General features: G+C 45.1%; 14 protein-coding genes. 10 read left to right on the top strand and 4 right to left on the bottom strand.

The features are described 5' to 3' along the window. Positions 1-13: 13 nt before the first annotated feature. From KJS69_RS16860 to KJS69_RS16845, 4 genes are all read left to right on the top strand, one after another. Positions 14-3,919, top strand: a complete 3,906-nt coding sequence (locus KJS69_RS16860) for a discoidin domain-containing protein (RefSeq protein WP_213584941.1) — start codon at positions 14-16, stop codon at positions 3,917-3,919. 522 nt (positions 3,920-4,441) lie between these two features. Continuing rightward, positions 4,442-4,888, top strand: coding sequence for a UPF0158 family protein (locus KJS69_RS16855; protein WP_213584940.1), 447 nt, complete (start codon positions 4,442-4,444; stop codon positions 4,886-4,888). Between the two features lie 14 nt (positions 4,889-4,902). Continuing rightward, positions 4,903-5,148 carry a hypothetical protein gene (locus KJS69_RS16850; RefSeq protein WP_213584939.1) on the top strand — a complete coding sequence of 82 codons (246 nt, stop codon included), beginning with the start codon at positions 4,903-4,905 and terminating at the stop codon, positions 5,146-5,148. Positions 5,149-5,183: 35 nt separating this feature from the next. After that, entirely contained in the window at positions 5,184-6,881 is a 1,698-nt protein-coding gene (locus KJS69_RS16845) for an SWIM zinc finger family protein (RefSeq protein WP_213584938.1), read from the top strand. 29 nt (positions 6,882-6,910) lie between these two features. Here the strand turns inward: KJS69_RS16845 and KJS69_RS16840 are convergent, their stop codons facing one another. Beyond that, positions 6,911-7,555, bottom strand: a complete 645-nt coding sequence (locus tag KJS69_RS16840) for an SGNH/GDSL hydrolase family protein (RefSeq protein WP_213584937.1) — start codon at positions 7,553-7,555, stop codon at positions 6,911-6,913. Between the two features lie 249 nt (positions 7,556-7,804). Continuing rightward, entirely contained in the window at positions 7,805-8,434 is a 630-nt protein-coding gene (locus KJS69_RS16835) for a YfbR-like 5'-deoxynucleotidase (protein ID WP_213584936.1), read from the bottom strand. Positions 8,435-8,831: 397 nt separating this feature from the next. Here KJS69_RS16835 and KJS69_RS16830 point away from each other — a divergent pair, with 397 nt between their 5' ends. Further along, entirely contained in the window at positions 8,832-9,776 is a 945-nt protein-coding gene (locus KJS69_RS16830; RefSeq protein ID WP_213584935.1) for a VanZ family protein, read from the top strand. 244 nt (positions 9,777-10,020) lie between these two features. On the opposite strand, the gene KJS69_RS16825 is transcribed toward KJS69_RS16830, so the two are convergent. Beyond that, positions 10,021-10,938: an aldo/keto reductase gene (locus KJS69_RS16825; protein ID WP_213584934.1), complete on the bottom strand. Its 918-nt coding sequence runs from the start codon at positions 10,936-10,938 to the stop codon at positions 10,021-10,023. A 209-nt stretch (positions 10,939-11,147) separates the two neighbouring features. Here KJS69_RS16825 and KJS69_RS16820 point away from each other — a divergent pair, with 209 nt between their 5' ends. Together KJS69_RS16820 and KJS69_RS30000 are read left to right on the top strand one after the other, a co-directional pair. After that, the gene (locus KJS69_RS16820) at positions 11,148-11,678 is read left to right on the top strand and encodes a DUF3189 family protein (RefSeq protein WP_213584933.1); all 531 of its coding nucleotides are present in this window, start codon (positions 11,148-11,150) and stop codon (positions 11,676-11,678) included. Positions 11,679-12,030: 352 nt separating this feature from the next. Then, positions 12,031-12,162, top strand: coding sequence for a hypothetical protein (locus tag KJS69_RS30000; RefSeq protein WP_283777469.1), 132 nt, complete (start codon positions 12,031-12,033; stop codon positions 12,160-12,162). Positions 12,163-12,462: 300 nt separating this feature from the next. Here KJS69_RS30000 and KJS69_RS16815 read toward each other — a convergent pair whose 3' ends face one another. Beyond that, positions 12,463-14,790, bottom strand: coding sequence for a helix-turn-helix domain-containing protein (locus KJS69_RS16815; protein ID WP_213584932.1), 2,328 nt, complete (start codon positions 14,788-14,790; stop codon positions 12,463-12,465). A gap of 394 nt (positions 14,791-15,184) precedes the next feature. Here KJS69_RS16815 and KJS69_RS16810 point away from each other — a divergent pair, with 394 nt between their 5' ends. The 3 genes from KJS69_RS16810 to KJS69_RS16800 are packed head-to-tail and all read left to right on the top strand — an operon-like array spanning position 15,185 to position 18,644. Beyond that, a complete protein-coding gene (locus KJS69_RS16810) occupies positions 15,185-16,117 on the top strand; it encodes an ABC transporter permease (protein ID WP_213585025.1) in 933 nt (310 codons plus the stop codon). A gap of 11 nt (positions 16,118-16,128) precedes the next feature. Beyond that, a complete protein-coding gene (locus tag KJS69_RS16805) occupies positions 16,129-17,013 on the top strand; it encodes a carbohydrate ABC transporter permease (protein WP_213584931.1) in 885 nt (294 codons plus the stop codon). 26 nt (positions 17,014-17,039) lie between these two features. Next, complete coding sequence (locus KJS69_RS16800) at positions 17,040-18,644, top strand: extracellular solute-binding protein (RefSeq protein WP_213584930.1); 1,605 nt, start codon at positions 17,040-17,042, stop codon at positions 18,642-18,644. Positions 18,645-18,657: the final 13 nt, after the last annotated feature.

Below are 18,657 nucleotides of genomic sequence, written 5' to 3'. Positions count from 1 at the left end.
GGAGCGAACGAGGATGAAGACAAGGGGAAAATGGTTTCGAAGCGTTAGCCTGTTGTTAAGCATTATCATCGGTTGCAGCGGAATTGCGGGTATCCTGCCGGCGGCCGCGGCGTCCCAAATCGCCGTCTATTTGTATCAGGATTTCGAGAATTATACCGCGACCGGTGCGCCGCCAAGCGGATTTGAGATGACGGGCATATCGGACGTCAAAAAATCGAGCGGTGCCCTCCGGAACGAACATACGGCCCCGAACGGGACCAGCGCGGCACTGCGGATCGAAGAAGCCGTTGCGGATCAGCCGGATGTCGGCCTGGCCAAACGGTTCGGTACGGACGACTTGGCGGGCCCGATCATCTTTGATTTCGATATCAAATCGCTGGACTCCAACGGAAGCAAATTTGTCGAAATCAAAGACAGCAGCAATAAAGGAATGACGCTGGGGAATCTGGGAGCCGACGGTATCTTAAGAGTGGAAGGCAACAAAGTGCCGTTGAATCCGAATCAATGGTACAGGCTATCCTTTGCGATTGATTTCGGACCGGATGTACAGACGGTATCGGTCTATGTGGACGGCGTCAAGAAGCTCGATTCGGTTGTGTTGAAAAACGGCAATCAGGCGGCGGGGATCAACTACGTGCGGGTTCGGGCGAAACGAAGTCCGCAAGCCGACCTGACACCGGACGTCACAGGCAGCAACAACTTCACCACGCTGCTGGATAATATGAGGGTGTATTCGGGCACGGAGCTGAAGAGCATGGAAGAATTGGAAGCGATCAGTGTGCCTGATTCGTTAATGGATTTCGACAACGACCTTGGCATCTCCGTTCAGGACCGGCTGGCCGGCGCTTTGGCCATGGTTGTCGATAGCCCGAACGTACTTAAGGATAATGTGAAGACGGCCCATGCGATCGACGAGCCGAATATTCCGAGGAAAATCGGGGGAACGGTTATCGTGCCGCTTCGTTTGGTAAGCGCGTTTTTCGGTGTTGATGTGGAAGTCCATGGGCAAAGCGCGCGTATCAAAAAGGGTGGACGGAATGTGACGGTGACGAAGAATCATGCCGTCATTGCCGGTGAAGTGTATCCGGATCCCCATATTCAGTTTACATCCGATGATGTCATGGTTCCTCTGGACATGGCGGGCAAGATCCTGCAGAAGCAAGTGTATACGGACTATAAAGGCAGGGGGCTCATTGTCATTGGCGATACGGCCAAGCCGTTCGACGATGCGCTCGATAAAGTGGATGAGAGCGTCAAGCCGAAGGATAATGAGAAGTTCTTTATCGAAGAGGCGATCAAAGAGATCGTCTACGACCGTCCGACCGGGGAAGAAGCTATGGCCCGATTGAAGAGCAATGATGCGGCTCATCCAAGGGTTTTGGCAACATCGTCCGACTTTGCCCGGGTCAAATCGATGATTCAGTCCGGAGAAGCAACGATCGGCAAGTGGTACGAGGACATTCAGAAGCAGGGGGAGAAGCATCTGCATATGGCGCTGCCAACGGACGACCTGCCGGACGGCAGAAGGATGATCGGCTCCAGACAAGTGGGACCGCTAGTTGTCAATCTGGGGATGCTGTATCATCTTAGTGACGATGCTGCCAAGAAGGAACAATACAAGCAGAGGATCTGGGACGAAGTCTATACGGTATCGCAATTCCCGAGCTGGAACGAAGATAACGAATTTCTGAACACGGCCGAATTTATGGAAGGCCTTGCTATAGCCTATGATTGGTTGTACGACGCCTGGACGCCGGAGCAAAAGCAAATCCTCGAAGACGCCATTATTAACAAGGGGCTCATTAAAACACTAGAGGCCTATAACAAAAATGTTTGGTGGATCCATACGTATCCGAGAGCGAATAACTGGAATGCGGTATGCAACGGAGCCTCTGTGCTCGCTTTGATGGCGATCGGGGATATAGAGAGGGAAATCGTCCTGCCGTCCAACGAGAAAGTGACGATGGAGCAATTCGGCGGCAAAATACTGGATATTGCATTCCATGCGCTGGAGGATTTTATTTTACTGGAGTTCACTCTCGACGGAGCATGGGCGGAAGGCCCGAGCTATTGGAAATATACGCTGGAGTACATTGTTCGGTTCATTTCTTCGCTGGAAACGGCGCTAGGGACTAGCTACGGATATGACCAAACGCCCGGACTTAACAAAACGGGGTATTTCCCGACCTATTTAAGCGGAGCGGTCGGTTCGTTGAATTATGGGGATGCGTCGAATAACAAAGTGATTGCTGCCGAAGAATTGTGGATTGCGAAGAAATACGGGGATCGCCTGCTGGCCTCTGTGCATTTGGACAATAAAATCAAGTACAGAAATGCCGGTACCGAATTCGAAATGCTATGGTATGAGCCGGAAGCCTATCTTCCGGGGCAAACGCTGGAACTGGACCAATACTTCAGCGGGACGGAAGTTGCCACATTCAGAAGCAAATGGGACGATCCCAATACGAGCTTCCTCGGATTGAAGGCGGGCAACAACGTGGTCAGTCACGGGCATTACGATCTGGGCAGCTTCGTGTTCGAATCGTTAGGCCAGCAATGGGCGATCGACTTGGGCAAGGACGATTACAATCTACCCGGCTATTCGAATTATGATAAGGAGCGGTTAACCTATTATCGCTTGAATCCGGAAGGGCACAACACGCTAGTGATCAATCCCGACGGAGGCGCGCAGCAAAATATTAAGGCATTTGCCAAAATTGAAAAGACGGAAAGCAAGCCGCTTGGCGGATTTGCAATCGCCAATCTGACGGAGGCTTATAACAAGCATGCCTCCTCGGCGAAGCGGGGCGTGATGCTCGCCTCAAACCGTACAAGAGCAACGATTCAGGACGAAGTTGCCTTCTTGAACCCGTCCACCGCGTACTGGTTCATGCATACGGAAGCCGATATTCAAGTTAGCGACGACAGCCAGTCGGCGATCCTGACCAAAGGCGGAGAGAAGCTGTGGGTCGGTTTGGACAGTGACGCCCGCGACGCTTCAGGCCGTCAGATCGAAGCGAAGCTCGGCGTGATGGACGCCAAGCCGCTGCCAGAATCGCCCAATCCGCCGAAACAGCATCAGAATGAGGGGATTCGCAAATTGTTTGTCAAGGTGGATCAAGTGAAGGATATGCGGCTGACGGTGACGTTGATCCCGATTGTCGGAGCGGTGGAGGACACGGATACTTCGTTCACCAGTGCTCCGCTCGATCAGTGGAGGATTGCGGACGGCGAGCTGACGATTCCCGTCATTCAAGGCGTGAGCCTCGACGGCGAGCCTCTCGGAAGCTTTGACGGGCAGACCTTCAGCTATGATGTTCTGCTGCCGCTAGATCGTACGAATGTGCCTGTCGTTGAAGTGGTCTACGATCATTCACTGTACGAGGTGCAAGCCGTCCCTGCGGATGACGTTCCCGGCATTACGAAGCTTATCGTATCTTCGTTGCAAAGTCCCGAGATCAAGAGCGTTTACTATTTCAACTTCAAATTAACGCCGCTTGACGGAGAAGAGGAGCGTTTGACTGAACTTCCTATTTCGGCCGTTTCCGCCAGTGCCTCACAAGCCGACCAGGGAAATACGGAGGATAAAGCAATCGACGGTAATTTCGATACTTATTGGGGTGCGGAAGGCGATCAATGGATTAGGCTCGATCTTGGGGAAGCGAAAACCGTAAACAGCGTCGGCATCGCCTTTATCCGCGGAAATGAGCGGAGCTTCAAATTCGAGATCGAAACTTCGCTGGACGGCGAAACCTGGCACAAGGCGTTTGCAGGAACAAGCAGCGGAGAAAGTCTGGATATCGAAAAAACGTTTTTGAGGCAGCATGACGCGAGATATGTCCGCATCACGGGCCATGGCAACAGCGTGAATCAATGGAATTCCTATGCCGAGGTTCGCGTCTATCAATTGCTGCCATAGAGGGAAGGTAAGTCATAAAACGGACATTATACGGAAATATCGGCCGATTGGATCAAACGTCGTGATAAGGATAAGCCGTTTCTGTTAATTTGCCTAAAGCAATAATTATCGGATTGGAAAGGTGTGGAGGATGTAAGGTCGGCCGTATTGGAGTCGGTATTCGGAGGCAGGGGATTACCCTCGTCCTCCATTTATAGCAAAGGGATCTGGTGCAATTGCATCAGACCCCTTTGCTTCTATTTTTACTATGTTGTTTAATAACTTGTACGAGGTCTTTAAATTCATATTGATGATTAACCATGTAACGGTTAGATCTTCGGCTGCTTTTGGATCCATTAGAAATGGTATCTATTAAGCCTCAAAAAATGACAAGAGCAGTAAAACAGTAAAGGCGGTTCTCTTATTTGCATTTTGGAAGCTTGCTATAAGAAAAATAGCGCCGTAGAAAAGTAGATGTTTACCCGGCATCATTCTGCTAAACTATATAGTATATGCTAGAAATCGAAAAAGGGTTTGACTGAAATGAATTTACTGGATGAGCTTATTGATGCCTACCTGGATAACAACTTCGAGCATCCTTATTACTTGGATCTGCAGACCGGACAAGTTATTTTGAACATGGACGAAGCTTATACGGGGGAGCCTAGAATCGACTGGGATGACGAGGAGAATGAAGAACGTTACATCGATATTCCAAAGATTGATTCGAATGAGGCGTTTTATGTGATGACGAAATTTGCCCAGCGTACCGAATCCGATCCCGAGGACAGGCTGTTCGATGCTCTTGATGGCCATAGACCTTTTCGCAGGTTTAAGGATGCGCTTTACGAATTGGATCTGTGGGACGAATGGAACAAATTCGAATACATGTATGCAGAAGAAGAGATTAAGTCCTGGCTGGAGAGGTTCGATATCAACTATAATGAACTGAACCAAAAATACAAAGCCAATAACCCTTATTCTAATTAGAGGGGTATTTTATCTTGAATAGACAAGAGTTGCAAAAGAAGATCCGTCGGTTCATCCTGACCCAATTTCGCGAAACGGCGAGGGACTTGGGACTGAAAGAATCCCATACCGCTTATGTTTCATGGGGAAAGGGGCCTAAACGGCCGCTTCGCTTCTCCAAATCGGGCAATATCCATACAGAACGGCGATACTCTACGCACTATGTAAAGTCTTCAAAACCGGAGTCTGCCGATCCTAATCCCACTGTAGGAAATCCTTAATTATAACAACAACGTTTAGAAAGCTGGTAGGCGGAATGAAGCTAAATCAAATCAGAAATTGGATACACCCGGTCATTCTCGAGCGAGGAGAAGCATACCGGGCAAACGGACATATTCTTTCTGTTAGTGAAGTCGAGCCCCAAGTTTATCGTGCTGTGGTTGAAGGAAGCGATCCATACGAAGTGGAAATTGAGCTTAGTTCGCAGGGGGAAGTAATTCATACCTTTTGCGACTGTCCCTATGATCAGGGTCCGATTTGTAAACATGTCACGGCTGTTCTGCTGGAAATCAGTGATGAATTTTCCCCAATAGGAAAGGCTAAGCCTTCTTCAAGGCGCAAATCTGCCCATAAGAGTATCAAGGATCATTTAACTTCGCTAAGCAAGGATGAGTTAATCAGGCTTCTTATCCGTTTTTCTAATGAGATCGAGGATGTAAAGCAAGCCCTTGAGCTTCAGTTTATGGAGGCTAGCCCAAAAGAAAGCTTACAACTATTCAAAAAGGTCATTCGTTCTACGATTAAACAAAACTCTGATCGTTATGGCTTTGTTGCGTACCGGAATGTTCCCTCCGCTGTAACCGGAGCAGAAAAAATTATGGAGAAAGCCGAGGAAGTACGGGAAAGCGGGGATTATCCTCGTGCTGTTGAGATTAGTTTTTGCGTTATGCACGAGATGGGTGATTTATTGCAAGCATGTGATGATTCCTCGGGAATTGTCGGAGGGTTAATCGAGGAATGCTTGGACTTTGTTCACAGTGCATCGGTTCAATTAGAGAATAGCTCTTCTACGGACAGGTCCATCCTATTTCAACTGGTGCTCAAAGAGGCGCTTCATCCTAGTTTAGAGGGATGGAATGAGTGGCAATTGTCTCTTCTGGAAAGTGCTGTTTATTTAATGGCCACCCTCGAAGAAAAGGAGAAATGGAGTCAATTGGTCGAAGGATTGGAAGCCCGTGAATCCTCTCACAGTTCCTATTTTTTCGAGAACGCAGCCCAGCTTAGGTATCGAGTTATTGATAAATTTGAAGGTGGCCGTGAAGCCCAGAGATATTTGCATGAGCATCTGGACATTACGGCCTTTCGTAAAATAGCGATTGAGGATGCAATAAAAAATCAAGAATTCGACCACGCGTTGGAACTCGCCGAGCAAGGAGAACGAAAAGATGCTCGAGAAGGGTATCGCGGTCTTGTCGATCAATGGAAAAAGTACCGCTACGACATTTACAAGCTTACTCATCAAGTGGTGCCTCAAATCAAACTTGCAGAGGAATTTGCTGTGGCGGGGGATTATCAGTACTATTTAAGTTTAAAAGAATTGTATAGCGAAGATGAGTGGCCGTCCGCATACAAGGACTTTCTGGATAAGCTGGAAGCCAACAGCGATATGAACTGGAATGTGGCTTCTTTATATACGCGAGTGCTTATTGAAGAAGGGGAGACGGCGAGACTGATGGATTATGTTCGCAAGCATAACCGAGCCGTGCTGGAATTTTACCCTCATCTGGTTGACAAATTTGCAGAAGAAGTTTTTCTTGTATTTACACAAATCATATCGGAGGACATTGCCCAGTCAGCGAATCGAAAAAGTTACCGCAAAGCATGCGGAACGATTCGTGTTCTTATCAAGGCGGGAGGAGCGGCTCATGCGCGGAAGATTGTAGAGCGGCTTCGCGAGGCTTATCCGAACCGGCCCGCCCTCTTGGATGAATTACAAAAAATCAAGCTGGACTAGATGTAATGAATCAATGACCGAGAAGGGAACTATTTGCGAGGGATCAGATATGGGGACAAGCTCATGGCAATAATTCGGTGCCCCTGATCATTCGGATGGATGGGCAAAGATCCACTTAATGCGTCTTCGATCTTTCCGTTTCGATACCCATATATAAGACCTGCCTGTCTTCCTTCAAACCACGTATGAGCGGGAGTTACAGCTACATCGTAACTATGGGCGAGCCCATTTATCATAAGATTAAATTGGCTTATCGACTCAACCGAAAGAGGGCTGTTCGGAAATGGATTGTATTGCGTGCAGCAAATGATCCGAGCTCGGCTTCCTTTTTTTATATGAGTAAAAATGGCACTTAAATTACGCTTATAGTTGGTTATAATGTTTTTGACAGCAAGTGGTTGCTTGGTTCTAATTGAAGCTAATGCCGCGTTCGCCAAATCAATGCCTCCAATCCATACAGAGACAACAGAGGAATGACTGATTACGGAGGACCCCCTCCATATGACGGCATCCAATAGATCATAGCTGCTCCAACCGGGCCGAGCCAGAACAAAACCACGCACCTTGCGTGAGTCTATATTTAAAGTGGACATTATCAAATGAGGATATGCCTTTTTTAAAGAGGAGGCATTTTGGCCAAATGTAATGGAATCTCCGAGAGCTGTATAGATCATCAGGATATCACCACTCCAACCTTTGGTCACGCCTAAGCGCAAACTTTTTTTGAAAAAGAAGGGGCCGATCGACTTGCGGCTTTCGAGTGTATTTTCTAAAGTATAATATTGCGATCACGCATATGTTGTGTGGACGTTAACGGAGAGAACTGAGGTTGACTAAGATGCCTCTCCAAGGTAGGGTGAAAATACTGGGGACTAACTAAGGGGTGAAAGTCAGATAATGAGTAGATTAATGGAAGTGAATAGCTATGACGCTAACGCTTCATTCGTAATCTTTTTAATATCGATAGGAGATCTTGATCCTTCGCTAACCATATCGGGCAAAATATTTTGTAGAAAATAATCAACACAATAAAGCTGGATTCCTTTAATTTTGATAAGAGCATTTCGATACATCACGATAAATTCTTTCTCTGTATTCCCTCGCTGCAGCTCAGCAAAAGCCTCATAGATTTGATCCAGTTTATCGGCAACTTCTAATATTTGCCCTTCCACTGAATCGTCTTTGCCTTCGCGCAGTTGTCTGCGAAAGATGTGCTTAAATTCCTCTGGAATATGCTCGTCAATGAAATGATCGACCATTCCTTCTTCTACTTTTTGCAGCATGGCTCGAAGTTCTAGTGAATAGTGTTTTACAGGCGTTTTAATATCTCCAATAAAAATTTCACCGTAATCATGGCTGCTTGTTATTTCGTAAAGCTTTTTCCAATCCACAGCGACTCCGTTACTTTCTTCAATATCCGCCAATGTTTTGGCATATTGAACTACCTTCCAAGAATGAGCGGATACACTATGCTCCTGAAACTTGAATCTACCAGGGCAGCGAATAATTCGCTCTAAATCGGTTAACGATTGGAAATACGCATGAATACCCATATTTAGAACTCCTTTCTTTGATTAATGTATGGAGTGTTGCCTTACGTATAGTATAAATTCTGTTTGTTAACGGGTGATTAACTCGAACAGGAAGTTATTGCATAAATCTAAGTTAGCAGCGTAATGTTCTAAAGCCGACCTCATGCCGTCGGTTTTTTGTTATGTCTTTTTATTGAAACCGTGATGTCGGACGATTTGAACAAATTGCCATTCTTAAGGAAAATTTTATAAATTTTGTAGATAGTATTAAAGATTTCGAAGGTCGTTAAATGTATTATTATAACAACCGGAAAGTACGGGGAAGTGGTCATCAGATAAATATTTTTTAAAAGGCGGTAATATAGAAAATGGTTCAGTTCATACATTCCATTGAAATTCTAAAGAGGTGCGAACAAGGATGAAGTCAAATTCAAACCGAATCTGGAGGATTCTATTTTATTTACTTTTTGCTGCATATGCTTGCTTTGCACTTAAAATAATCTTGTTTAAAACTATCCCTATTTCAAGTGTATTTACGAATCCGCTTCTTGAACTAAGAAGTGTGAATATCATTCCTTTTCGTACAATTATCGATTTTTTGAATGAACCCATGGATATAGGGATGGCGATGACCAACATTTTGGGTAACATTGCGGTATTTGTCCCCCTCGGAATATTTGTATCGTATACAGGAAAGAAAAAATCACTTGGCCACCAAACCTTAATTCTGTTTTTAACCACATTGTTGCTTGAAATCGTTCAATATATACTGGCTTTGGGCAGCAGTGATGTGGACGATATTCTTCTGAACGTATTGGGGGGATTAATCGGGATTGCGATCTGCAGAGGAATGAAGCGAATATTCCATGCCCAAGATCGTCTCCTTATCGCACTTGTGGTCTTTTATCTGGTGGCGGGGATCGCCGGAAGCGTAACGATTGCGAAGGTCGATGGAAGCTTGCTTCCTTTCGGCTCTTCCAAAGTAGTTTACATAGATGAGAACAAAGAAGTGATGGAAGGATTGGATGAGGCTGCGGCCCATTTGTTTGGCGAACTGGCGTCCATAGATGCAGACACGATTACGGTACAGCGTAATCCGAAGTACAATGTTACAATGACTCAATCGGGAACATCGAATGACGGAGAGGAAAAGGTGACCGTCTCCCTCGGCGCCTCAACCAAAATAATTATTCGGCATATTCATTCCGATAAAAATGAAATCGTTAGCAAATATGAAGATGGAACGGTTTCGGCACTCGCTTCCATGCTGAACTCGATGGATACTGTTCCTACGGTAAGGGTCTGGTTATCCGGTGAAAATAACCTTGTAGCCAGTGCGCTGCTTATTAGTTTCATTGAATAGCGGTATCCGAATTATAGTCTGGCACGCCATGGAGTCTGCAGATGATCGAAACGGAAAATAAACCAATATAAAAATTATAGATACTTTGTAGACGTGTTTTGAAACTTTGAAATCACTAAGTGCAGCTGCTAGAAAGACTAAACCCACTAACCATAGACGGTTGGTGGGCTTACAGATGGAACATTTATTCGGCGTATTAGGCGATACGGAAGAGGGCTTTATTCATCTAGCATGAAAAGCATGTTTACGGAAGCACATTGCCTGCCGCGCGATAGATGTCATACCATTCTTCACGTGTCAGGTAGACTTCACTTGCCTTACAGCAATCCTTTAACCGTTCTGCATTCATCGTACCGATGACCGGTTGCATGTGTGCGGGATGGCGTAACAGCCATGCGATGGCAATGGTTGTGTTGCTTACCTCGTATTTTTTCGCGATTTCGTCGATATTCTGATTCAATTCCGGGAACTTATCGTTTCCAAGGAAAACCCCTTCAAAGAATCCGTATTGGAAAGGCGACCAAGGCTGAATGGTAATATCGTTCAATCTGCAATAGTCAAGCACACTGCCGTCCCGGTTTATAGCGGAGTCATTCTCCATATTCACGTTAATGCCATTGGAGATCATGTTGGCGTTCGTGATGCTCAATTGCAGTTGGTTCGCAATGAGCGGCTGCTTCACCGATTTCTTCAGAAGTTGGATCTGCATTGGATTCTGATTGGAAACGCCAAAATGCCGTACTTTTCCCGAGCTTTCAAGAATGTCGAATGCCTCCGCTACATCGTCCGGCTCCATTAGCGCATCCGGACGATGTAGAAGCAGCACATCCAGATAATCCGTTTTCAGCCTTTTCAAGCTGCCGTCCACCGATTCTAAAATATGCTCTTTGGAAAAGTCGAACATTCCTTTCCGAATGCCGCACTTGGACTGCAGGATGATTTTTTCCCGAATATCATCGTTCATATGAATCGCATCTGAGAATATTTCCTCGCATGTTCCATTGCCATAAATATCAGCATGGTCGAAGAAATTCGCGCCTTCTTTCAAGGCAGTCTGGACAAAGCGCTCTGCCTCGGCTTTATTCAGTGAATGAATCCGCATGCAGCCAACTGCCATGACCGGCACCTCTAATGTGCTGCTTCCAAGTGTCATTGTTCTCATCAACTATGCCTCCCTTATTCGGATAATGTAGGTCTTATTGATTGTGACACTAAGTATAGCGCTTTTCAAGATGATGGATTAGATGAAACATCGGAATAACCGGGAATATTCCGGAAAAATCGACCTTACAAAAGTAGTTCCTCATAATCGAATGGAAATATAAGTTAATGGTGATAATAAGGGAATGAAAAAGAGAAAAGGATGATTTCATGATTTACATATATAACGATTATGGCGGAACGCATACGACGGCATTGGCCGCTGCTTATCATCTCAATAAATTGCCCATCAATCGAAAGCTGACCAAAGACGAGATTCTAACCACGGATTATTTCAATAAATTGCAAACTTCGGATATGGGGAAGCTCATCTTTCATGGGGTGGATGAGAACGGACATCCGGTTTACACCGTTGGACGCGGGTCCTCCAAGGTAGTAGTTCCGGCTTTAAAAAATTTGAGCATACTATTACAGGATAGATATAAAGCGGACGAAACCATCGTGTATTCTAATACTTCGCCCACCGTGCCATTGGCTATGACCATCGGAGGCTTTTTGTCGAGGAGATTAAAGCTGGATTTCATCGGAGTTCCGCTATTGGTCCTGGGCGCCAAGCAATGCTGTAAAAACGTTATTCAACTGGTCATCCATACCAAGAAGGCGGAAAAGTCAAAAGACGGATCCATTATCGTGTTGGAAAACAAAAACGTTCCGATCTCCCGAGTGGAAGATAGAACATGACATGATCCGTCGCTGGGGACGAAATGGCTTACAGTTATACATTTAACCCGCGATCGGCCTTGCAGAGCAGGAGACCTTTTCGGCGAAGCGGTCAAGCGATTGGCTGATCGGTAATGGACTATTGTTGTAGAAGAGGCCGATTTCGAAGGAAATACGGTCTTCTTTGTGTGCCTGGAAATGGATAATAATTTTGCGTGCAAAGGCGTATTCCTGCCAGAGGCGAAACCACTGGTCAAAAAGCGGATGGTATGTTGATGGTGATAATTTAATATACCGAAATTGATTTTGGTATATTAAATTTAATTTGGAATAAGATTGGGGCATACGAATATATTGGGGGGAGGAAGGAAGAGTGCGAATAATTGATTTAAGCGGACCGCTGGAGAGTGGCATGTGGAATTATGGTTCGCCCTTTCCGCCTATTCAAGTGGAGCAGGTGGCCCAGTTGGATAGGGAAGGCTATCAAGGTCATTCGCTGCATTGAGAAAAAACGGCTTTTACTTGCACCTGTGGTCAATTTACGCGAAGCCGGTAAAGGACCTTATACTTTAATCGCGCTTCCGCTTCATGTCCCGGGAGTATGTGCGACTCCGTGCCGGGCCATTCTGCTGGATCAGATCATGGAATAGTAAGGCCGCCCGATACAGCATCAGACAAGGGAGGGAAGCCCTGAAGCTTCCCTCGCTTTTTTTGGCTGATCGTTATATCTGAGGGGGTTCGCTAACTTTTCCATCTATAGTCATTCAACGATAAGATTCCAGTGCTTCACGACTTGTCCGAAATGCTAGTTTTTCAGCATATTTCTGTATTGAATCGGAGTTCTGCCTTCATATTTTTTGAACTTTCTAATAAAAATGGAAGAATCGACATATCCGATCTCACCGATCAGTTCTTTCAGCGGGAGATCGGTCGTTTTCAGCATTGTTTTGGCCTTCTCCATTCTCAGCATATCGATATAACGCATTAAAGGCTGTCCCGTATGTTCTTTAAAAAACCTGGTGGCATAAGAGGGAGAGACTCCAAAAAACGCAGCTATCGTTTCCAAGCTGATCATATGGTTGCAGTAATGTTGATTTACGTAAGCAATCATTCTAGTAAATAAATGATCATCTTTTCGGCCCGCGACATAATCCCGGACCTTCTGGCAGCAATTAATGACGAGCGTTTCTAACTCGTCCAGCGTCTCGAAACGGGGAACCAACAGCTTTTCCAAGGTCTGGTCTATAAAACCGTCCTCTTCTATATCCAGTTCGATTAATGTCCTCTTGATCGTGTTCACGATGGAATAACAAATACATTCCGCTTCTTCGATCGTGATCTGATTGTCGATGATATACTGCATGATTTCTTTAATATTCCGTTGCGCATCCTCGCGGTTTCCTTGTTTGATAGCTTTAATTAATTGGCGCTCTTGCTGAATAGGATACCTGTAGTTCTCTTGTCTGTCATTTTCCAAGTGTTCATAACAGATCACACTGTCGTTCCCTTTGACAAAACGATAGCGTACCCCGTTCTCCGCCTGTAAATAAGATTGATAGATCATGGCTGGATCGGAGCATACTTCTCCAATTCCTACCGTGACGGTAAAGTGAAAATAGTGTTTAAACCATTCTTTCGCTTTATAGGCTAATTGCTCCAAAGTTTGGGTGTCATGAAATCCTTCCTCTATATTAACCAAAAGAGCAACGCCCCGGTCGCCCAGTCTCTCCAGAGCCAGTCCGCTTCCTATTTCCATCGACAATTCTTCTGTTATTTTTGCTAAACTGTATTGAATGATATCCTGCATCGATTGGTTATTTTCGCTAATAAACTTGTTATACTCATCAATCATAAACAACATAACGGCAAAATAAGGCTTGTCCAGCGGCACATTAACGAACTCCAGGTCTTTCCACTCGTTGGGGTTCTTTATTTTTCCTTTGAGCAGCATGAGCAAGTAGGTTTCCCTCATCACACCCGCCTGACTTTTTAGCCTGGACAACAAAGCTTCGTTCTCCTCCGTTATGGTTCCGACGGTATTGGAGATGAAATCAAGCTCATCCGTGGAAGCAGGAGAGGCTTGAGGATGCTGCCTTTTCTTTAAAGCTTCGGCCAATTTAATCAACGGTTTATAATTTGTTATGGAAAAGCTGAAGGCTAAACAAACGCCCAGCACCAAAATGAATGCAATCGTGTAATTGAAAATGTTGCGGATCTTATATACTTTCGCCATGAATTGATCCTTCGGGATGACCGAAACATACGACCAATGATTATATTCCGATTGGAGCTTGACGACCGAGTATTTGCGATTATTAACCGATAAGCTATCCTCTGCTTTCAAGGCGGCGCTCTGGATCGTTGCGGATAGATCCTCTGCTTCATCATGGCCTTCTCCGTTGGAGATGGAAATTACTTTATCGTTGTTTTCGTTAAATAGGTACATGTACCCGTTATAATCTTTTAAGGTGCTCTTGATGAGGCTTGTCAAAGAATGCTCTTCAATCAAAAAAAGAATGGCCCCATAAGGCTTGGAGGAATTCACGGATAACGGATAGAGGTAAGTTGAGAAATGGGCAGGATTCATTCCGGCCATCTTAACGGGCTCCATCGGTCTCATGACCGGAGAGATGGGCAAATGATTAATAAATTCATCCTTGCTCCAATGCTGATAATTATAAACATCGTTAAAGAATTGATCCGTGCTATAGGTGCCGCTGGCCCCGTACATTTGTGAAGAATTTCTGGAATTATAATAAAGGACAACATCAGAAATAAATATATTGGTCGAGCGGTACTTTTTTAACTCCGCCACGGCCTGATATTGTCCATAGCCCCCTGTATCCGTTATAAACGGAGTTAACTGGGGATTAGCCGCGATTTGCGCAGCCATACGATTCATTTCATGCAGCCTCGTGTCTACCGCATCCTTGGCCTGGGTTAGGGTGGCCATCATGGAATTTTCTACTTCTCGTTGCAAAGTAGACAAGAACGTTTCGTATACGACACCGCCAACAATGATCAATAACGTAACAACAAGTAAAACATAAGAGAAAAAATATTGGTAGAAACGACGCGATTTTCTTGGCCAAAACAATAAAGACCGGCTAAAGCCAAGTAAATATTTACTCAAGGAACTTCTCCTCCCTTGCAACCCCTAATCTCTACAAAAAGAATCCGCTTTCATAAACATGCAGCTTTGGCTTTTTCCGTTCATCGTTAGGAGCCTTCCGCAAATCAATGGTATAACATAACCACTGGATTGAAAAGGAAATTTTGTAGGGCAGTAAATATTTGCAGGTTAAAAATAGTCTATAGACAAGGATTGGATTTCTTTCAATAGAGGCTGCCCGCTTTCGGGAAGAGGAAAAAATAGAAGGTTAAGAATTGCTGATGGACGTCTTTCTTCTTTTGTTTTATGCTTAGGCCGCATCCTGAGAGGGCTATAGTAGCGGGAAGCGAAAGAGGATCAGAGTAAGTTAGCTTAAAGGAGGGAAACACTATTGCCACGACCTTCTCCACAGAAAATGACAGCGATTACAAAGAATGAAGGGCCGCGATTTTTATTAAGGATGTTTCGTAAAAATTGGGATCTCTATCTCCTGATCCTCCCTATCCTTGCCTACTATATTATCTTCCACTATATTCCAATGTACGGCTTGCAGATCGCCTTCAAGGACTTTATTGCAAGCAAAGGAATATGGGGGAGCCCCTGGGTGGGATTAAAGCATTTTGAACGATTTTTTGAAAGCTATTATTTTTGGCGGCTAATCAAGAACACCTTGTTGATTGGAGTGTATGAGCTTGTTGTCGGATTCCCCGTACCGATCCTGTTGGCCCTGATGATTAATGAAGTGCAAGCCAAATTTTTTAAGCGAACGGTTCAAACGGTAACCTATGCTCCTCATTTCTTATCCACTGTCGTCCTGATTGGTATGATGATGATCTTTCTTTCACCGGAAAGCGGGATGATCAATCAGATTATCCAACGATTGGGAGGAGAACCGATTTCCTTCATGACTCGGCCGGAATGGTTCAAAACATTGTATGTTTTCTCCGGCGTCTGGCAGCAGATGGGATGGAGCTCGATTATTTATTTGGCCGCCTTATCGGGAGTGGACCCGCAGCTTCATGAAGCGGCCAGAGTCGATGGGGCCGGTCGCTTACGGCGAATATGGCATATTAACCTTCCCGGGATTCTGCCGACCATCATCATTCTGCTTATATTAAATATCGGGTCGATTCTGGGAGTTGGCTTTGAAAAAGTGTTTTTAATGCAGAATGAATTGAACAAGGACAGCTCGGATGTTATTGCAACCTATGTCTACCGCAGCGGGATACTGGGAGCGCAATACAGCTTTTCTGCGGCCGTTGGATTATTCAACTCCGTTATAAACTTCATTATGTTAATATCTGTTAACTTTATCGCCAGGAAAGTGGGGGAAACCAGCTTGTGGTAAGGAAGTGAAAAATGGTGAAAAAAACGATAGAAGATCGAATGTTTGAAGCTTGCAACTATTTTCTGCTGACGTTAGTGCTTGTGATTGTCTTATATCCTTTAATCTTCGTGTTAAGCGCTTCCTTTAGTGATCCGTATAAGGTCATTAATGGCCAGGTTTGGCTTTGGCCGCAAGATTTTACTTTGAAGGCTTACTCCAAGGTGCTACAGAACCAAGATATTCTGACCGGGTATTGGAATACCATCTTGTACACGGTTACCGGCACAGCGTTGAATTTGACAGCAACGATCATGGCCGCTTATCCGTTATCGCGGAAAGATTTTTACGGAAGAAATGGGATTATGGCGATCATTGTCTTCACCATGTTTTTTGGGGGAGGGCTGATCCCTGTTTACTTGTTGATTAAGAACCTGGGAATGGTCAATACCTTCTGGGTCATGATTATTCCGAACCTGGTCTCCGCCTGGAATATTATTATTATGCGAACCTTCATGCAAAGCAGTATTCCATTAGAAGTACAGGAGGCCGCAGCCATCGACGGCTGTTCGAATCTTCAAATCTTATGGCGGGTTGTTTTACCGTTATCCACACCCATTATAGCCGTCATGGTTTTATTTTATGGGGTTAGTCATTGGAACGCTTTTTTTAATGCGCTTATTTATTTGACGGATAGAGATAAGTATCCTCTACAGTTAATTTTAAGAGAAATTCTGATCCAAAGTCAGATGCAAGAGATGTTGGGAGTAAGCGAGGAGTCATTAGTTGCGCAAATCATGGATGCGGAAGCGATCAAATATGCGGTGGTCATAGTGGCTAACTTGCCCGTGTTGTTGTTATATCCGTTCTTACAAAAATATTTTGTGAAAGGGATCATGATTGGAGCCATTAAAGGTTAATTTCATAAATGACAGGAGGTTTCAAGATGAAGAAAGGGATGGCTTTGTTCGCAGTTACAGGGATGATTGTGCTGGCGATAGCTTGCAGTAACAAGGAAAGGCTGTCACAGGAGCCCGTTGCAGACAACCCAAAGGTCAACATGTCTGGGATGCCCATCGTGGACGAACCGATAAAGCTGCAAATCTTTGCGGGAAAATCGCCGACAACAGCCAACAACTGGAATGATGTAATGCTATGGAATGAATATAAAAAAATGACAAATATTGAGGTGGAGTGGATACAGGTTCCGTTCGACAGCCTGTCGGAAAGGAGAAATATTGTTCTGGCGGGAGGAGATTACCCGGATGCTTTTCATACGGCTCTCTTCTCTAATGCAGATATTGTCAGGTATGGGACCGAGGGAATATTTATTAGATTAAACGATCTGATAGATCAGTACGCGCCCAATCTGAAAGCTATTCTGGACCAATACCCGGAGCTGCGGAAAGCTCTGACGATGCCGGACGGCAACATTTATTCCTTCCCTACCTTTGTAGATCCGGAGTTTCAATCGAGCCTGGCCGGAAGTAAAATGTGGATTAATAAAAAGTGGCTTGACGCCGCGGGAATCGAAGAACCGCAAACGACCGACGATTTTTATAATATGTTAAAGGCGTTTAAAGACGGCGACTTCAATCAAAACGGCTTGCCGGATGAAATCCCGTACGGGGGTGTGAAAGTGTCCGGTCTGATCAATTACTTAAAGGGTGCCTGGGGACTGGGCAATCGAGGAAACTCCCATCCGTATGTTGATATCGATCCCGATACGAAAGAACTGAGGTTTATCCCTATATCTCTGCAATATAAGGAAGTGCTGGAGTTTGTCCATAAGCTCTATAAAGAAGAACTCATTCAAAAAGATATTTTTTCGGTCAACAGCAGCGCCTTCTATGCCAAGGGATCGGAAGGCTTGTATGGCTCGCTAATTACAACCAGCCCTGTCACGCTTATGAACCAGCAGGATTATATCGGAGCATCGGCTTTAAAAGGACCGGCCGGGGATCAATTGTACGCTTTCGTTACTTCCCCATCCACCCGTCTGGGCTCGTTCGTGATCACTGATAAAAATGAACACCCGGAGGCGACAGTTAGATGGATCGACCATTTTTATGGCGAAGAGGGGAGACGAATGTTCTTCTTTGGATTTGAAAATGTCACTTATACAGCGATGGATGACGGGACCTATACATACACCAAAGAAATTACGGATAATCCGAAGGGTCTCACTTTCGAACAGGCGCTTGCGCAGTATTTGACTTGGCCGGGAGGAGGTTACCCGGGGTTTATTACCGCAAAGTATTTTCAAGGAGCCGAGGGCCGCCCGGAGGCACTGGAAGCGACAGAAAAGCTGGCTCCCTATTTTCCTGAAGAAATATGGTCGTCGTTCAACTATACCCTTGACGAATACGATCAATTGGCGTCTTTAGGGGCAGATCTCGGCAGCTATGTAGAAGAAATGCAGTCTAAATTTGTTTCGGGTCAAGCGTCTTTTGCCGAATGGGATGAATATGTCAGCACATTAAATAAGATCGGCTTGGAGAAATACATGAAGATCTATAAAGATGCTTTCGATCGTTACCAACAAAATTAAATTAGTGCAGACA

Source organism: Paenibacillus sp. J2TS4 (assembly GCF_018403245.1).
In the GTDB taxonomy this organism is placed as follows: Bacteria; Bacillota; Bacilli; order Paenibacillales; family NBRC-103111; genus Paenibacillus_L.
The sequence above is the reverse complement of the archived record's forward strand: the minus strand, read 5'-3'. Positions and strand labels throughout refer to the sequence as shown.

Coding starts and splice junctions, on each gene's coding strand:
- KJS69_RS16860 (WP_213584941.1), top strand. CDS start 14: ATGAAGACAAGGGGAAAATGGTTTCGAAGCGTTAGCCTGTTGTTAAGC.
- KJS69_RS16855 (WP_213584940.1), top strand. CDS start 4,442: ATGAATTTACTGGATGAGCTTATTGATGCCTACCTGGATAACAACTTC.
- KJS69_RS16845 (WP_213584938.1), top strand. CDS start 5,184: ATGAAGCTAAATCAAATCAGAAATTGGATACACCCGGTCATTCTCGAG.
- KJS69_RS16840 (WP_213584937.1), bottom strand. CDS start 7,555: ATGATCTATACAGCTCTCGGAGATTCCATTACATTTGGCCAAAATGCC.
- KJS69_RS16835 (WP_213584936.1), bottom strand. CDS start 8,434: ATGGGTATTCATGCGTATTTCCAATCGTTAACCGATTTAGAGCGAATT.
- KJS69_RS16830 (WP_213584935.1), top strand. CDS start 8,832: ATGAAGTCAAATTCAAACCGAATCTGGAGGATTCTATTTTATTTACTT.
- KJS69_RS16825 (WP_213584934.1), bottom strand. CDS start 10,938: ATGAGAACAATGACACTTGGAAGCAGCACATTAGAGGTGCCGGTCATG.
- KJS69_RS16820 (WP_213584933.1), top strand. CDS start 11,148: ATGATTTACATATATAACGATTATGGCGGAACGCATACGACGGCATTG.
- KJS69_RS16810 (WP_213585025.1), top strand. CDS start 15,185: ATGACAGCGATTACAAAGAATGAAGGGCCGCGATTTTTATTAAGGATG.
- KJS69_RS16805 (WP_213584931.1), top strand. CDS start 16,129: ATGGTGAAAAAAACGATAGAAGATCGAATGTTTGAAGCTTGCAACTAT.
- KJS69_RS16800 (WP_213584930.1), top strand. CDS start 17,040: ATGAAGAAAGGGATGGCTTTGTTCGCAGTTACAGGGATGATTGTGCTG.